This is a genomic window from Streptomyces sp. NPDC059037, from assembly GCF_042740015.1.
Classification (GTDB): Bacteria; Actinomycetota; Actinomycetes; order Streptomycetales; family Streptomycetaceae; genus Streptomyces.
In genome coordinates, this window is record NZ_JBHYIG010000253.1 from 1 (window position 1) to 14,542 (window position 14,542).

The following is a 14,542-nucleotide window of genomic DNA, read 5'->3' on the forward strand; positions in this document are numbered from 1 at the left end:
GCGGGGCCGCGGCCCCGCTTCGCGCACCACGACGTGACGTCCGAGGAGGACTGGCAGCGCGTCGCCCGGTTCGCGGTCGCCGAGTTCGGCGGGATCCACGGCCTGGTGAACAACGCCGGGATATCCACCGGACAGTTCCTGGAGTCGGAGTCGGTCGAGCACTTCCGCAAGGTCCTCGACATCAACCTCACCGGCGTCTTCATCGGCATGAAGAGCGTCATCCCGGTGATGAAGGAGAACGGGGGCGGGTCGATCGTCAACATCTCCTCCGCCGCCGGGCTCATGGGCCTCGCCCTCACCGCCGGTTACGGCGCCTCCAAGTGGGGCGTGCGCGGCCTCACCAAGATCGGCGCCGTGGAGCTCGGCACCGCCCGGATCCGCGTCAACTCCGTCCACCCGGGCATGACGTACACCCCGATGACGGCCGAGCTCGGCATCGAGAAGGGCGAGGGCAAGTACCCCAACACCCCCATGGGCCGGGTCGGCGAGCCGCACGAGATCGCCGGCGCCATGGTCTTCCTCCTGTCGGACGCCGCCTCGTACGTGACGGGCGCCGAGATCGCCGTCGACGGCGGCTGGACCGCGGGACCCACCGTGAAGTACGTCATGGGGCAGTGAGGTTGGATGGTCGGCATGACTGACGCGACATCCGGACAGGCCGACCCCCGCGACGAGATCCTGACCATCGTCGACGAGAACGACGAGGTCATCGGCGAGGCCCCACGTGGTGAGGTGTACGCGCGGGGTCTGCGCCACCGCTGCGCGTTCATCCTCGTGCGGGACCCCGATGGCCGTGTCTTCGTGCACCGCCGGACACCGACCAAGCTCGTCTTCCCCTCCCATTACGACATGTTCGTCGGAGGGGTCGTGGGGGCCGGTGAGTCCTACGGCGACGCGGCGCTGCGCGAGGCGCAGGAAGAGCTGGGGGTCAGTGGACTCCCGCAGCCCACCCCGCTGTTCAAGTTCCTGTACGAAGACGGCGCGGGGCACTCCTGGTGGTCGTACGTCTACGAAGTGGTCTGCGATCTGCCGGTGAGCCCTCAGGTCGAGGAGGTCGACTGGCACGCCTTCCTCACCGAGGACGAGCTGGAGCGGCGGCTCGGCGAGTGGGAGTGGACGCCGGACGGGCTCGCCGCCTTCGAGCGGCTGCGGGAGTTCCGCGCGCGGTAGGGCGAGGCGGCGCGGGCTAGTGTGCGGCGGGTGAGCAACTTCGTACAGAGCCTGCGCCTGTGGTTCGCCCCCGAGCGGATCAGCGAGGAGGGCGACACCCCCGACTACCGCTTCTCGCTCGCCAACGAGCGGACCTTCCTCGCCTGGCTGCGCACCGCGCTCGCCCTGATCGGCGGGGGTTTCGCGGTGGACCAGTTCCTGCCGGACCTGCGCTGGGGATGGCGCATCGGTCTCGCCCTGGCCCTGCTCGCCGCCGGTGTGCTCTGCTCGCTGCGGGCGGTCAACCACTGGGTGCGCTGCGAGCGGGCGATGCGGCGGGGCGAGGACCTGCCCACGTCGCGCTTCCCGACGCTGCTGAGCCTGGCCGTCGCGGTGGTGGCGCTCGCCATGGTCGTCATCGTGCTCTTCGGGTGGGAAGGGTGACGGATCAGACCGCGGTCCGCGATCCGGGGCTGCAGCCCGAGCGCACGCGGCTCGCGTGGCGGCGTACGACGCTGTCCAGCACCGTCGCCGCGGTCCTCGCGGCACGGGCGGCGCTGCACGACGGCACCACCACGCTGTCCGTTCTCGCCTGCGCCCTGTGTCTGCTGCTCTGGCTCGGCTTCCTCGCGGTGGCGCACCGCAGGCTCACCGACCTGTCCGCCACGAGCACGCCGCGCCCGCTCACACGGCGGGCGGCTGCGACGGCGACGCTGTGCACGATGGCGCTCGCGGTGTGCGCGACGGCGATTGTGCTCTGAGCCGCCGGGCCCCGGTGGCGCTGATTCAGTCCGTCCAGTCCACCGTCACGACGATCTTGCCCCGGGTGCGGCCCTCCGCGCTCAGACGGTGCGCGTCGGCCGCCCGCTCCAGCGGGAGAGTCTCGGAGACATGGACCGTGACGACGTCCTGCTCCGCGAGCTGCGCCAGGCGCTGCAGGTCGTCGGCGTCGGGGCGCACCCAGCAGTAGTCGCCGCCCAGGCCGATCACCGCGGGGTCCGAGATCGAGGCGAGGCGCCCGCCGGGCGCGAGGACCTCGGCAGACACCTTGAGGGCGTCACCGCCGACCGTGTCGAAGGCGGCGTCCACGCCCTCCGCCGCCAGCTCCCGCACCCGCCCGGCCAGGCCCTCTCCGTAGGTGACCGGTTCCGCGCCGAGTTCGCGCAGGAAGCCGTGGTTGGACTCGCTCGCGGTGCCGATGACACGGGCGCCCGCGTGCCGGGCGAGCTGGACGGCGAGCGAACCGACGCCGCCGGCCGCCGCGTGCACGAGCACCACGTCGCCCTCCGTCACGGCGAGCGCCTTGGTGATCACCTGGTAGGCGGTGAGCCCGGCGAGCGGCAGGCCCGAGGCCTCCTCGAAGGTCAGATTGCGCGGCTTGCGGGCGAGGGTGCGCACGGGGGCGGCGACGTACTCGGCGAAGGTGCCGCGGGAGAGGAAGTCCTCGCGTACGTATCCGATGACCTCGTCCCCCACGGAGAACTCCGGCACGGACGCGCCCGGCTGCACCACCACGCCCGCGACGTCCCAGCCGGGGATCACCGGGAAGACGGGGTCGATGATGGCGTCGAGGTGGCCCTCGCGGCACTTCCAGTCGACGGGGTTCACGGACGCGGCGCGGACCTTCACCAGGACGGAGTCGGGTCCGACCTTCGGGTCGCGGACATCGCCGTACTCGAGAACTTCGGGTCCGCCGTACTGGCGGTAGCTGATCGCCTTCATGGGATCGCCTTCATGGGATCGCCTTCGTGGAATCGCCCTTGCGAGGGGTGCCGTCGTGCGGTGACAGAAGCGAAGTGATGGAAACATCAACAAGGCTTCCATATCCCCACCAAAGGGGCATCGAGGGCTAGCCTGAGAGGGTCACCCCCTCCCACAGAAGGTGTACGCGTCATGACCCAGCTTCATCACGAGCACCCGGTGCACGAGCACATCCACGGCCCGGCCTGCGGGCACCCGGAGGTGCCGCACGGCGACCACGTCGACTACGCGCACGACGGCCACATGCACCGCCTGCACTCCGGGCACTGGGACGAGTGCGAGCCCAGCGGGCACGCCATCCACGAGGGACACGACCACCGGCACGGCGACGGCTGCGGACACGCGTCGGTCCTGCACGGCGACCACGTCGACTACCTCCACGACGGCCATCGGCACGCGCCGCACGACGGCCACTGGGACGACCACTGAGGGCCACGCGCCCCGAACGGACCGGCCGCCTTCCCCCGCACGGACACCAACTGGCAGTCTGTGGCGGGGGATCGGCATGCCGGGGGCGGTGAGCGCGACCGCGATCCTGATCACGTTCCCGCTGCGCTCTGGACGACATACCGACTGGTCGGCATCATAAAGACCGGCACAGCCGGCACCACCGGCACCGCATTCGACGTCGACCGTCCGATCAGGAGCGAAGATGAGCCCAGACCACCCGCCAGGCCTCGATCTCGACCAGCTGCGCGGCCATCTGGACCGCGAACGGCCGGGCCTGGTGGGCGGACCGCTCACCGCCCGGCTGATCGAGGGCGGCCGGTCGAACCTCACGTACGCCGTGACGGACGGCAGCACACGCTGGGTCGTCCGGCGGCCGCCGCTCGGGCACGTCCTCGCGACCGCGCACGACATGAAGCGCGAGCACCGGGTGATCAGCGCCCTGCACCCGACCGACGTACCGGTGCCGACGCCGGTGCTGCTCTGCGAGGACGACTCCGTGATCGGGGCGCCCTTCTACGTGATGGACTTCGTGGAGGGCACGCCGTACCGCACGGCCGACGAGCTGGCACCGCTGGGCGCCGAGCGCACCCGGGCCGCCGTCGAAGGCCTCGTCGACACCCTCGTCGATCTGCACTCCGTGGACCCCGCGGCGGTCGGCCTCGGTGACTTCGGGCGGCCCGACGGCTTCCTCGACCGGCAGCTGCGCCGCTGGGGCAAGCAGCTCGACGCATCGCGCAACCGCGACCTCGCCGGGATCGACGAGCTGCACGCGGCGCTCGGCCGCAAGCTGCCCGTCTCCCCCGCGGCCACCGTCGTACACGGCGACTACCGCCTCGACAACGTCCTGATCGGCCCGGACGACAAGATCAAGGCGATCCTCGACTGGGAGATGTCCACGCTCGGCGATCCGCTCACCGACCTGGGCCTGCTCGTCATGTACAGCACCCGGCTCGAACTGCCGAACTCCCCCATCAGCACCACGGCGGGCGCCCCCGGACACCCGGCGGCCGCCGAACTGGTCGAGCGGTACGCCGCGCGCTCGGGGCGCGACGTGTCGGCGGTCGACTGGTACACGGCGTTCGCCTGGTTCAAGCTCGCCGTGATCCTGGAGGGCATCCACTACCGCTACACGCTCGGCCAGACGGTCGGCGCGGGCTTCGACCGCATCGGCGAGCTCGTCCCCGTCTTCATCGAGCACGGCCTCAGCACGCTCCAGGAACGAAAGGAGGGCTGAGCCCGCCATGGACTTCGCCTACGACGCGCACACCGAAGAGCTGCGCGCCAAGCTGCTCGCCTTCATGGACGAGCACGTGTACCCGGCCGAGCCGGTCGCCGACGAGCAGCGGGCCGCGCTTGCCTCTCCGTGGGACACGCCCCCGATCGTGGAGGAGCTGAAGGCCGAGGCGCGCAGGCAGGGCCTGTGGAACCTCTTCCTTCCCGACGCCGAGCACGGCGCCGGGCTCACCAACCTCCAGTACGCGCCGCTCGCCGAGATCACCGGCCGCTCCCCGCAGCTCGCGCCCACCGCGCTGAACTGCGCGGCCCCGGACACCGGCAACATGGAGGTGCTCACCCAGTTCGGCTCCGACGAGCACAAGAAGCAGTGGCTGGAGCCGCTGCTCGCCGGTGAGATCCGCTCGGCGTTCGCGATGACCGAGCCGGAGGTGGCCTCGTCGGACGCCACGAACATCACCACGCTCATCGAGCGGTCCGCCGACGGGGCCGAGTACGTCATCACCGGGCGCAAGTGGTACATCTCCGGGGCGATGAACCCGGACTGCAAGGTCTTCATCGTGATGGGCAAGACCGACCCGGACGGCGCGGACATCCGCCGCCAGCAGTCGATGGTGCTCGTGCCGAGGGACACTCCCGGCCTCGAAGTGCGGCGCGCCATGCGGGTGTACGGCTACGAGGACCACTACCACGGCGGTCACGCCGAGGTCGTCTTCGACCGCGTACGCGTCCCCATCTCGAACCTGATCGGCGAGGAGGGCGGCGGTTTCGCCATCGCCCAGGCGCGGCTCGGTCCCGGCCGCATCCACCACTGCATGCGGCTCATCGGCATGGCCGAGCGGGCCATCGAGCTGATGTGTCAGCGGGCCGTGGCGCGTACGGCCTTCGGGAAGCCGCTCGCCCGGCAGGGCGTCGTCCAGGAGTGGATCGCGGACGCCCGGGTCGCCGTGGAGCAGCTGCGGCTGCTCGTGCTCAAGACCGCCTGGCTGATGGACACCGTCGGCAACAAGGGCGCGCACACGGAGATCCAGTCCATCAAGATCGCGACGCCGCGGACGGTCGTCGGCATCCTCGACCAGGCCGTCCAGCTGCATGGCGCGGGTGGTGTAAGTCAGGACTTCCCGCTCGCTGAACTGTGGGCCGCGGCGCGGACGCTGCGGTTGGCCGATGGACCGGACGAGGTGCATCAGCGGTCGCTGGCGCGGCGGGAGTTGAAGAAGTTCCTGTAAGCGCCTTCCGGGGGACTGTGCTTCACTGCGACTCCGTCGTGGCTGGTCGCGCAGTTCCCCGCGCCCCTTCGGGCGCCCCGAAGGGGCGCTCCTTACGGCCGCAGCGCCCTCAGCAGCAGGTCCGCCAGGTGATCGGCGACCTGCTGCGGGGTGAGCGGGCCGTCCGGGCGGTACCAGGTGGACAGGTGGTGGACCGAGCCGAAGTGGTAGTCCACCACCAGGTCCGCCGGGGTCGCCTTGGAGAAGACGCCGGCCTCCTGGCCCTCCTCGATCAGCGCGCGGAACCGCTCGTGGTAGCGGCGGCGCTCGGCCCGCACCTGCTTGTTCTTCTCCGGGCTGAGATGGTGCATGGAGCGGAAGAAGATCGACGCGTCGTCGAGGTTGTCGATCGTCGTCACGACGACGTCGGCCGCCGCGTCCCGCACCCGCTGCTCGATGGGCGCGTCGGCGTCCGCGAACGCGTCGAGGCGCTCCTGCTGGACGCGGAGCACGCGCGCGTACACCTCGTGCAGGAGATCGTCCTTGGAGCCGAAGTAGTGGTAGAGCGCGCCCTTGGTGACGCCTGCCGACTCCACGATCTCCTGCACCGATGTGCGGTCGTAGCCGCGCTCGGCGAAGAGCCGCGTCGCGGCGGCGAGCAGCCGCTGAGGGACGGGCGTACCGTCACCGTCCGTCGTCCTGGCCACTGCCGCCACCTTCCTTCCGATGTCACTTGCTGTTGTTGGTACGAGAACGCAGTTCCCGCCGGAGGATCTTCCCACTTGTCGTCTTCGGGAGCTCCGGCAGGATCTCGACGGCCCGCGGATACTTGTACGCCGCGAGCCGCTCCTTGCAGTGGTCCGCCAACGCCTCCGGTGTCTCTTCGGCCCCCGGCCGCAGGCTCACGTACGCCTTGACGGTCTCTCCCCGGTAGCTGTCCGGGACGCCGACCACCGCGGCCTCGCGGACCGCGGGGTGGGTGTAGAGGACGTCCTCCACCTCGCGGGGCCAGACCTTGAAGCCGGACGCGTTGATCATGTCCTTCTTGCGGTCCACCACGTAGAGCCAGCCCTGGGCGTCCATGAAGCCGATGTCGCCGGTGCGCAGCTCGCCGCCGGGGAAGGCCTCGTCGGTGGCGTCGGGCCGCTTCCAGTAGCCGGGGACGACCTGCGGGCCGCGCACGGCTATCTCGCCCTGCTCCCCGAAGGGCACGTCCTTGCCGAAGTCGTCGACGATGCGTACGACGGTCTCCGGCCCCGGTACGCCGACCGCGAGGGTCCCCGACACCGGATCGACCGGCGCCTGGAGGCCGGGCGGCACGGAGGCGCAGGGGGCGGTGCACTCGGTGAGGCCGTAGCCGTTGTGGAGGTAGGGCCCGAAGTTCGCGGCGAACTTCTCCACCAGGGCGGGCGGCAGCGGCGCACCGCCCGAGGAGATCATCGCGAAGGAGTCGAAGTGCTCCCGCGTCACGGAGGGGTGGGCGGCCAGCGCCATGAAGGCGGTGGAGGGGCCCACGGTGTACGCGGGTTTGTGCTCGGCGAAGGCGTCGAGGACGACTCCCGCGTCGAAGCGGTAGGCGAGCGCGAGGGTGCCCGCGTTGGCGATGCAGCCGGCGATCTGCGCGACCATGCCGGTGATGTGGAACAGCGGCGCCATCGCGAAGTAGCAGGCGCCTTCGGGGATTCCGGAGCCGGTGCGCTGCCGCTCGGCGTTGTAGGTGATGTTGCCGTGGGTGTTCATGGCGCCCTTGGGGGTGCCGCTGGTGCCCGACGTGTAGCTGATCAACGCGACGTCCGCCGGGCCGAGTTCACGGTCCGACGGCGCCGGGAGTCCCTGGCGCGCGACCGTCACCAGGTCCTCGGCATCGGCGGCCTGCGGCAGGCGCTCGAAGTCGAGCACCCGGGCGTCGTCGCGGCTCTGCAGGTCGAGCTGGCAGGCGGTGAGCACGATGCGTACGGGAGATGCGGCGGCCGTCTCGCGCAGATACGTCTCCCATGCGCGGTCCGCGCAGATCAGCGCCGTCACGTCGGCGTCCGCGAGGACGTGCCGGACCTCCGCCGTCTTGTACATGGGGTTGACCGGCACGACCGTGGCGCCCGCCTTCCACGCGCCGAGCAGCGCGATCACGAAGTGCGGCGTGTTCTGCAGCAGGATCGCGACCCGGTCGCCGCGCGCGAGCCCGCGCGCGGCCAGGTGTCCGGCGACGGAGTCGGTGAGGGCGTCCGTCTCGCGGTAGGTGAGGCGTCCGTCGAAGTAGGCGAGGGCCGTGTGCTCGGGGGCCCTGGCGAGGGCGGCCCGGAAGGCGTGCACGACGGAGTCGGCGGGCTCGACGGGCCCGCGCTGGGCTTCGTCGAGGCGGCCGAGCCAGGGCTTGGCGTCGTATATCGAGGCGCTGGAGGTCGTGTCGCTCACCGCTCCGTCGCCTCCCACTTCTGCTGGATGTGGTTCATGCCCGTCAGCCACTTGTCGGGTTCGGCGGCGCGGATCCGGTAGTACTCGGCGACCTCGGGGTGCGGCAGGATCAGGAAGCGGTCCTCGGCCATCCCGGCGAAGAGCGCGTCGGCGACGTCGGCGGGTTCGATCGCGGTGGGCGTGAGCACGAGGTCGCCCGCGCTGCCGGTGGCGGCGAGCATGTCCGTGCGTACGCCCTGCGGGCAGATCGCGTGGACGCTGATCCCGCGGTGGCGGTAGGTGAGCGAGAGCCATTCGGCGAAGGCGTACGCGCCGTGCTTGGTGACGCTGTAGGGCGCGGCGCCGATCATGGTGAGCAGTCCGGCCGCCGAGACGGTGGAGACGAAGCGGCCGCTGCCGCGCTCCAGCCAGCCGGGAAGCAGTTCGTGCGCCGCGCGGACGTGAGCCATGACGTTGACGTCCCAGGCCCTCGCCCAGACGTCTTCCGGCGCGGCCTCCGAGCCGCCGGAGCCGAGACCCGCGTTGGCGCAGTACACGTCGACGGTGCCGCCGAGCGCCTCTCTGGCCTCGGCCACAACCGCAGACGCGTCGCCGGCAACGGCGACGGCGCCGATCTCGCCGGCCACCGCCTCGGCCTTGGCGGCGTCCAGGTCGTTGACCACGACGCGCGCGCCCGCCGCGGCGAAGCGGCGGGCCAGCGCGGCCCCGATGCCGCCTCCGGCACCGGTGACGACAACTCCCTTGTCCTGCAGGGTCTCCACGTTCGGTCTCCTTCGGCTGCGGCTCCGCTGTGATCGCAGACTAACCAGTCGGTATGTGCTGGCGGAAGGGGGTCGTCCAGCCGGGTTCGTTCCCCGCCGGAGGTCCGCGCGCTAGCGTGCGTGGCCATGACAGCCACCGCGCTCACGGAGGTCTCTGCATGAACCTGTCCCGACGCAGCCTGTCCAGACGCGGCCTGCTGGCCGCCTCCACCCTCACCGCCCTGACCGCGGCCTCCCCCGCTTCCGCCGCTTCAGTAGAGGGGGGCGGTTCGGGCGGCGGGCGGCGCCTGCGCACCGGCTTCGAGCGCCTTGCCGCCGACGGGTACGCGCCGCTGGACGGCGAGCGGGTCGGCGTGGTCACCAACCCCACCGGTGTCACCAGGGACGTACGCCACATCGTGGACGTCATGCACGCCGATGAGCGGGTGAATCTGGTCGCGGTGTTCGGGCCCGAGCACGGATTCCGGGGGACGGCGCAGGCGGGCGGCTCCGAGGGGCGCTACGACGATCCGGCGACCGGCCTTCCCGTCTACGACACGTACCAGAAGAGCGGTCGGGCGCTGGCCGACATCTTCACCGCGGCCGGGGTCGACACGATCGTCTTCGACATCCAGGACGTGGGCGCGCGCTTCTACACGTACATCTGGACGCTCTTCGACTGCATGGAGTCGGCCGAGCTCGCGGGCAAGCGGTTCATGGTCCTCGACCGGCCGAATCCGGTGACGGGGCGCGGCGCGTACGGGCCCGTCCTGCACAAGGAGTTCGCGACGTTCGTCGGCCGGCAGCCGATCGCGCAGGCGCACGGGATGACGGTGACGGAGCTCGCGCTCCTGTTCAACGGCGAGTTCCTTGAGCGGCCCGTGGAGCTGGAGACCGTGCGGATGACGGGGTGGAAGCGCTCGGACTTCTACGACGCGTCCCGCCTTCCGTGGGTACCGCCGAGCCCGAACATGCCGACGCCCGACACCGCCCTGGTCTACAGCGGCACCTGCCTCTTCGAGGGCACGAACCTCTCGGAGGGGCGCGGCACGACCCGCCCCTTCGAGCTCCTGGGCGCGGAGGGCATCGACCGCAAGTGGGCGGCGGCCGTCAATGAACTCGGCCTGCCCGGTGCGCACTTCAGGGAGGCGTACTTCGCGCCGACGTTCTCCAAGTTCCAGGGCAAGACGATCGGCGGCGTCCAACTCCATGTCCACGACCGGGAGTCGTACGACCCGGTGCGCACCGGCATCGCGCTGCTCGTGACCGCCAAGAAGGTGTGGAGCGGCTTCGCCTGGCGCTCCGACAACTGGATCGACAAGCTCACGGGCACCACCCGGGTCCGCACCCAGATCGACGCGGGCGCGGACACGGACGCGGTGGTGGCCGCCTGGCAGGACGACCTCGCGGGCTTCCGCGCGATGCGCCGCCGGTATCTGCGCTATCCCTAGCTGTCCCTAGCTGTCCCTAGAGCGACCGCTGCGCGCTCGCGTGCAGAATCCTTGCCAGTTCGCGCGGTTGGGAGAACATCGGCCAGTGGCCGGTGTCCATCTCGACGAGCCGCCAGCGCTCGCTCTTGAGCAGCTCGGCCACGTCGTCCATCGGCTCTCGGCCGTCGAGCAGGCACTTGATGTACGTCGCCGGGAGCTCGCCGAGCGGGCGGGCGAGCTCCGCGGTTTCGGTCAGCGTGGCGCCGGGGTGCGGTGTCGAGCCGCTCGCGAACCGGGCGACCTGTTCACTGTCGAGCCCCTGCCCGTCGAACTCGGCCGCGGCCGGGGGCGGCCACCAGCCGTCGTTCTCGGCGAGCGTCTCCTCGAACACCTCCTGGCCCTGCCACCACGCGGAGGCGAACGACTCACCGTCGACCGGGACGTTGGAGTCGACGAACACCACGCGGGTGAGCCGGTCGCCGATCAGCTCTGCGGCCTGGCCGACGGGGATGCCCGCGTAGCTGTGCCCGACGAGGACGACATCGCGCGGGCCGAGGCGTTCCACCTCGCCGACGATGTCCTGCACATGGGTCTGCTGTCCGGCCGGTGCGCCCTGCTTGTCGGCGAGGCCGGAGAGCGTCAGCGGGTGGGCGCCGTGCCCGGCCGCCCGCAGTTCCCGCGCCACGTCGTCCCAGGCCCACGATCCGAGCCACGCGCCCGCCACGAGTACGAATTCCGCCATGGAGGAGAACGTACACGCCAAGGCCGTGGTGGAGCAGACCCCACCGGCGATGGGGGTGCCTGCCGGATGGCGGCGCCATCGGCCGCCCGGAATCGTGGTGTCCCGCTCATGACAGGCGAATCGAGGAGGTACGGCATGACACGCGTGACGCGGCGAAGGGTCCCGCTCCTGCTGGTCACGGCAGTCGGGACGGGGGCGCTGCTCGCTCCCCAGGCCGCCCGCGCGACGCCCCGGGCGGCGGATCCGGTCCCGGCGATCGAGCGCGCGGCCCACCCGCTGCGGTCCACCGATCCGGGCGGGGACGCCGGGGATCTGCGGCCGCTGGGCCGGATGGTGGGCGATGCCTCGGTGGTGGGGCTCGGCGAGGCCACGCACGGCTCGCACGAGTTCTTCACCATGAAGGACCGGGTGTTCCGGTATCTGGTCGAGGAGAAGGGCTTCACCACCTTCGCGCAGGAGGTCAGCTGGACGACGGGCCTGCGCTTCGACACGTATGTGCGCGGGGGCGAAGGCGATGTGCGCGAGCTGGTCCACCAGGAGCTGGCGAAGACGCCCTGGGACACGGAGGAGTACGTCGAGCTGCTGACCTGGATGCGCGCGTACAACGAGAAGCACCCGCACCGGAAGCAGCTGCGGTTCATGGGGAACGACCTCAACTACCCGGAACTCGGCGCCGAGGTGTTCGGCGGCGTCGAGGAGTACGTCCGCGCGCACGAGCCCGAACTGCTGCCCAGGATCAAGGAGTTGTACGCACCGATCCGCCGCCTCGCGGACGGGGACACCTACATGGGCAGGCCCCTGGAGGAGCGGCGGAAGCTGGCCGGGCAGGCATGGAAGGCCTTCGAGCTACTGAAGCAGCGCCAACCCGACCGCCCCGGCGGGAAGTTCACGTGGGCGCTGCAGCACGCCCGGTCGGTCTCGCAGACCGCCACGCTCTACGCCTTTGCCCTGGACACCCCCGAGGGTTCGAAGAAGGCCATGCTGCACCGCGACCGCATCATGGCGGAGAACACCGCCTGGTGGCAGCGCAGGACGGGCGACAAGGTGCTCCTGTCGGCCCACAACGCCCATGTCGCGTACGAGAGTTACGACCCGCGCTACCCGAAGATGCAGGGCGCCTTCCTGCGCGAGCGGCTCGGCGGGCGCTACGTCAGCATGGGGTTCACCTTCGACCAGGGGGCGTTCATGGCCCAGGGCCCCGACAACGGCAAGTGGAAGTCCGTGACGGTGGGCCCGGCGACGCGCGGCATGAACGAGCACACGCTCGACAAGGTGCGCCTCGACGACTACTTCGTGGACCTGCGCTCGCTGCCGGACCCGACCCGCGCGTGGCTGAGCAAGGCCCGGGTGACGCGCAGCATCGGCAGCGGATGGCCGGACGGCCCGTACAAGATCAGGCTCGCGCCCTCGCACGACATCCTCATCCACCTCGACCGGGTCACTGCGGCGCACCGGCAGTCTCAATGACCGCGAACGAGACCTTGCATAACCGAGTAAATGCAATATGAAGCACGCGCGCAACATGAATTCTCCACACGTCTAGACCACATACTCCGGTCATATACGGAATGGATAATTCAGCTACTGAGCCACCACCGCTCATTCTCCTTGGCGAGCGCGTCCCAGAGCAGGTTCAAGGGATGCCCCGAATCGTAGGAATCGCGGTCGCCGCGCCGCGTGAACACACCCACGAGTACCTCGGTCCGCGGTCCCGTGTCGCCGATGACGTCGAGCCTGCGCAGCCCCCCGGCCTCCGGGAGGCTGCCGCTCTCGGCGGCCTCGGCGATGCCCCGCGTGACCAGCATCGCCCCGCTGACCACGCCCGATCGCAGCAGCTCGAAGCCGTAGTGCGCGGCCTCTATCTCGGCGGCGATGGACAGCTCCTTGCGGTAGTCGGCGCCGTACCAGGAGGTGAGGAAGCGGCCGATCAGACCGCCGGCCGACACCACGAGCGGCAGCTCGGGCAGTTCGCTCGCGCCGACCGAAGCACCCGGAAGGCGCTCGTCGGGCAGGTTCGTGAGCAGCGAGAGTCCGCTGCGCCGCCACTCGATGACCTCGTAGGGGTCGAGCTCGGCCTCCTCGCCCTCGATGACCACGACACTGCCGCAGACCAGGTCGAGTTCCTTGCTCCGCAGCTTGGCGAAGAGGTCCCCGGTGCGGACATGGGTGACCTTCAGATCGACGCCGCGGCGTTCGTAGGCGTCGCTCACCCGCTCCACCGCGTCCAGGAGAAACCCCAGCGTGTAGCGGGTGGAGCCGACCGACAGGGTGCGTCCGAGGCGGCGGCGCGCGTCGTGCAGACCGTCGGTCCACTGGCCGAGCGTGCGCCTTGCCAGGTCGACGAGGGTCTCGCCGGTGGGGGTGAAAAGGACGTCCTTGCCGCGCCCCCGCTTCAGGACGAGGGCTTCGCCGCACAGCGCTCCGAAGGTGCGGTTCATCGTGTCCAGCTGCTTCTGCACGCTGGACTGCTCGCGCCCCAGCTGCCGGGCGGCGGCGAGCGCCGTGCCCGTCTCGTGCACGGCGAGCAGCGTACGTAATTGATCCATCGTGGTGTCCAGCAGCTCCGTGGGGTACTGCTGCGGACCGGATAAGGCCATGCTCGGCGACTCGCTCTCCGACTCCTTTGTGTTTTACGGCATTGCAGCATAGCCGCCGCAGAAACTGATCCGGAGAACACCCTAAATTATCTGGCGATTTCTTCCAGAAAAAGCTGGATGCGTTCCCGGTACCCGTGGAATGGTCGAGCCAATCCCGCTCGTCCAATCATCTCTGAGGAGACTTACGCTCGTGAGCCATTACCCGGCCGCACCCGCGCACCACGGTCCCCACCCCGCGGGCCCTGCGAGCCACTCGGGCCGCGCGGTCAGGCGACCCGGCACCCTCACCGCTCTGGTGTGGACCACGGTCCTCTCCGCGGTCGCCGCGATCATCGGCGCCGTCCTCGTCTTCGCCGGCGGCGAGGACATGGCCGAGGACAACATCAACGACGTCATCCAGGACCACCCGGACGTCGTCGGACTGCCCTCGGGGACCTCCGCGGCGGACATCAAGGCCCTCTCGGGTCCCATCTGGGACGAGATGATCAGCGACCGCGCGGGCACCCTGTCCGCCCGTGCAGGATTCGCGATATTCACCGCGGTCTGCCTGCTGATCTTCGCGCTCGCCGCCCGCAAGAGCGCCGCCGTCTGGGCCCGCGTCCTCATCACCGTCTCGGCCGTGATCGCGCTGTTCCCGCACCTCCTGATCCTCGGCGACTACGAACCCGACTCGGTCCTGTGGACGAGCCGCGTGGCGGTGTTCGCGGCCATCGCGGCGATCGTGCTGTGCTGGCTGCCGCCCGTCAACCGCTTCGCGCGGGGGCGGAAGGCCACCGGCTAGCCGACGGCCGGTGACTGTGTGGGGCAGGTGCCGTCCCTG

16 protein-coding genes are annotated in these 14,542 nt (G+C 70.5%); 10 read left to right on the forward strand and 6 right to left on the reverse strand.

Annotation, left to right across the window (positions count from 1 at the left end; genetic code table 11):
- From ACFWY6_RS35755 to ACFWY6_RS35770, 4 genes are all read left to right on the forward strand, one after another.
- On the forward strand, positions 1-618 hold a 618-nt coding region (locus ACFWY6_RS35755), incomplete at its 5' end, for an SDR family oxidoreductase (RefSeq protein WP_384699605.1).
- Between the two features lie 15 nt (positions 619-633).
- Positions 634-1,170, forward strand: coding sequence for an NUDIX hydrolase (locus ACFWY6_RS35760; protein ID WP_384699607.1), 537 nt, complete (start codon positions 634-636; stop codon positions 1,168-1,170).
- Positions 1,171-1,200: 30 nt separating this feature from the next.
- Positions 1,201-1,593: a YidH family protein gene (locus ACFWY6_RS35765; protein WP_384699609.1), complete on the forward strand. Its 393-nt coding sequence runs from the start codon at positions 1,201-1,203 to the stop codon at positions 1,591-1,593.
- Positions 1,590-1,910, forward strand: a complete 321-nt coding sequence (locus ACFWY6_RS35770; RefSeq protein ID WP_384699611.1) for a DUF202 domain-containing protein — start codon at positions 1,590-1,592, stop codon at positions 1,908-1,910. The genes ACFWY6_RS35765 and ACFWY6_RS35770 overlap by 4 nt, the downstream gene beginning before the upstream one ends.
- Before the next feature lie 25 nt (positions 1,911-1,935).
- On the opposite strand, the gene ACFWY6_RS35775 is transcribed toward ACFWY6_RS35770, so the two are convergent.
- Positions 1,936-2,871, reverse strand: coding sequence for an NADP-dependent oxidoreductase (locus ACFWY6_RS35775; RefSeq protein WP_384699613.1), 936 nt, complete (start codon positions 2,869-2,871; stop codon positions 1,936-1,938).
- A gap of 171 nt (positions 2,872-3,042) precedes the next feature.
- Between ACFWY6_RS35775 and ACFWY6_RS35780 the strand changes: the two genes are divergently transcribed.
- The 3 genes from ACFWY6_RS35780 (at position 3,043) to ACFWY6_RS35790 (ending at position 5,822) form a co-directional block, all read left to right on the forward strand.
- On the forward strand, positions 3,043-3,339 hold the full coding sequence (locus tag ACFWY6_RS35780; protein WP_360778045.1) for a hypothetical protein: 297 nt from the start codon (positions 3,043-3,045) through the stop codon (positions 3,337-3,339).
- Between the two features lie 223 nt (positions 3,340-3,562).
- Positions 3,563-4,594 (forward strand): phosphotransferase family protein, encoded by a 1,032-nt coding sequence (locus ACFWY6_RS35785; protein WP_384699615.1) that lies wholly within the window; start codon positions 3,563-3,565, stop codon positions 4,592-4,594.
- A 7-nt stretch (positions 4,595-4,601) separates the two neighbouring features.
- Positions 4,602-5,822: an acyl-CoA dehydrogenase family protein gene (locus ACFWY6_RS35790; RefSeq protein WP_384699617.1), complete on the forward strand. Its 1,221-nt coding sequence runs from the start codon at positions 4,602-4,604 to the stop codon at positions 5,820-5,822.
- A 92-nt stretch (positions 5,823-5,914) separates the two neighbouring features.
- On the opposite strand, the gene ACFWY6_RS35795 is transcribed toward ACFWY6_RS35790, so the two are convergent.
- From ACFWY6_RS35795 to ACFWY6_RS35805, 3 genes are read right to left on the reverse strand one after another with little or no spacing between them, the layout of a single operon-like run.
- A complete protein-coding gene (locus tag ACFWY6_RS35795; protein ID WP_266868767.1) occupies positions 5,915-6,508 on the reverse strand; it encodes a TetR/AcrR family transcriptional regulator in 594 nt (197 codons plus the stop codon).
- 22 nt (positions 6,509-6,530) lie between these two features.
- Positions 6,531-8,213, reverse strand: a complete 1,683-nt coding sequence (locus ACFWY6_RS35800; protein WP_384699619.1) for a class I adenylate-forming enzyme family protein — start codon at positions 8,211-8,213, stop codon at positions 6,531-6,533.
- On the reverse strand, positions 8,210-8,974 hold the full coding sequence (locus tag ACFWY6_RS35805; RefSeq protein ID WP_384699621.1) for an SDR family oxidoreductase: 765 nt from the start codon (positions 8,972-8,974) through the stop codon (positions 8,210-8,212). Before ACFWY6_RS35805 ends, ACFWY6_RS35800 begins: the two co-directional genes overlap by 4 nt.
- Positions 8,975-9,132: 158 nt before the next feature.
- On the opposite strand from ACFWY6_RS35805, the gene ACFWY6_RS35810 reads away from it, so the two are divergent.
- Positions 9,133-10,404, forward strand: coding sequence for an exo-beta-N-acetylmuramidase NamZ domain-containing protein (locus ACFWY6_RS35810; protein WP_384699624.1), 1,272 nt, complete (start codon positions 9,133-9,135; stop codon positions 10,402-10,404).
- A gap of 16 nt (positions 10,405-10,420) precedes the next feature.
- Here the strand turns inward: ACFWY6_RS35810 and ACFWY6_RS35815 are convergent, their stop codons facing one another.
- On the reverse strand, positions 10,421-11,125 hold the full coding sequence (locus ACFWY6_RS35815; RefSeq protein WP_384699626.1) for an alpha/beta fold hydrolase: 705 nt from the start codon (positions 11,123-11,125) through the stop codon (positions 10,421-10,423).
- A gap of 135 nt (positions 11,126-11,260) precedes the next feature.
- On the opposite strand from ACFWY6_RS35815, the gene ACFWY6_RS35820 reads away from it, so the two are divergent.
- Entirely contained in the window at positions 11,261-12,592 is a 1,332-nt protein-coding gene (locus tag ACFWY6_RS35820) for an erythromycin esterase family protein (protein ID WP_384699627.1), read from the forward strand.
- Between the two features lie 110 nt (positions 12,593-12,702).
- On the opposite strand, the gene ACFWY6_RS35825 is transcribed toward ACFWY6_RS35820, so the two are convergent.
- Positions 12,703-13,722, reverse strand: a complete 1,020-nt coding sequence (locus ACFWY6_RS35825) for a LysR family transcriptional regulator (RefSeq protein WP_384699629.1) — start codon at positions 13,720-13,722, stop codon at positions 12,703-12,705.
- A 190-nt stretch (positions 13,723-13,912) separates the two neighbouring features.
- Between ACFWY6_RS35825 and ACFWY6_RS35830 the strand changes: the two genes are divergently transcribed.
- Positions 13,913-14,503: a hypothetical protein gene (locus ACFWY6_RS35830; RefSeq protein ID WP_384699631.1), complete on the forward strand. Its 591-nt coding sequence runs from the start codon at positions 13,913-13,915 to the stop codon at positions 14,501-14,503.
- Positions 14,504-14,542 lie beyond the last annotated feature (39 nt).

Bases quoted from the DNA above. Each gene is read 5' to 3' on its own strand.
- ACFWY6_RS35775 (WP_384699613.1), bottom strand. From the start codon at position 2,871: ATGAAGGCGATCAGCTACCGCCAGTACGGCGGACCCGAAGTTCTCGAG.
- ACFWY6_RS35760 (WP_384699607.1), top strand. From the start codon at position 634: ATGACTGACGCGACATCCGGACAGGCCGACCCCCGCGACGAGATCCTG.
- ACFWY6_RS35825 (WP_384699629.1), bottom strand. From the start codon at position 13,722: ATGGCCTTATCCGGTCCGCAGCAGTACCCCACGGAGCTGCTGGACACC.
- ACFWY6_RS35785 (WP_384699615.1), top strand. From the start codon at position 3,563: ATGAGCCCAGACCACCCGCCAGGCCTCGATCTCGACCAGCTGCGCGGC.
- ACFWY6_RS35780 (WP_360778045.1), top strand. From the start codon at position 3,043: ATGACCCAGCTTCATCACGAGCACCCGGTGCACGAGCACATCCACGGC.
- ACFWY6_RS35820 (WP_384699627.1), top strand. From the start codon at position 11,261: ATGACACGCGTGACGCGGCGAAGGGTCCCGCTCCTGCTGGTCACGGCA.
- ACFWY6_RS35790 (WP_384699617.1), top strand. From the start codon at position 4,602: ATGGACTTCGCCTACGACGCGCACACCGAAGAGCTGCGCGCCAAGCTG.
- ACFWY6_RS35815 (WP_384699626.1), bottom strand. From the start codon at position 11,125: ATGGCGGAATTCGTACTCGTGGCGGGCGCGTGGCTCGGATCGTGGGCC.
- ACFWY6_RS35810 (WP_384699624.1), top strand. From the start codon at position 9,133: ATGAACCTGTCCCGACGCAGCCTGTCCAGACGCGGCCTGCTGGCCGCC.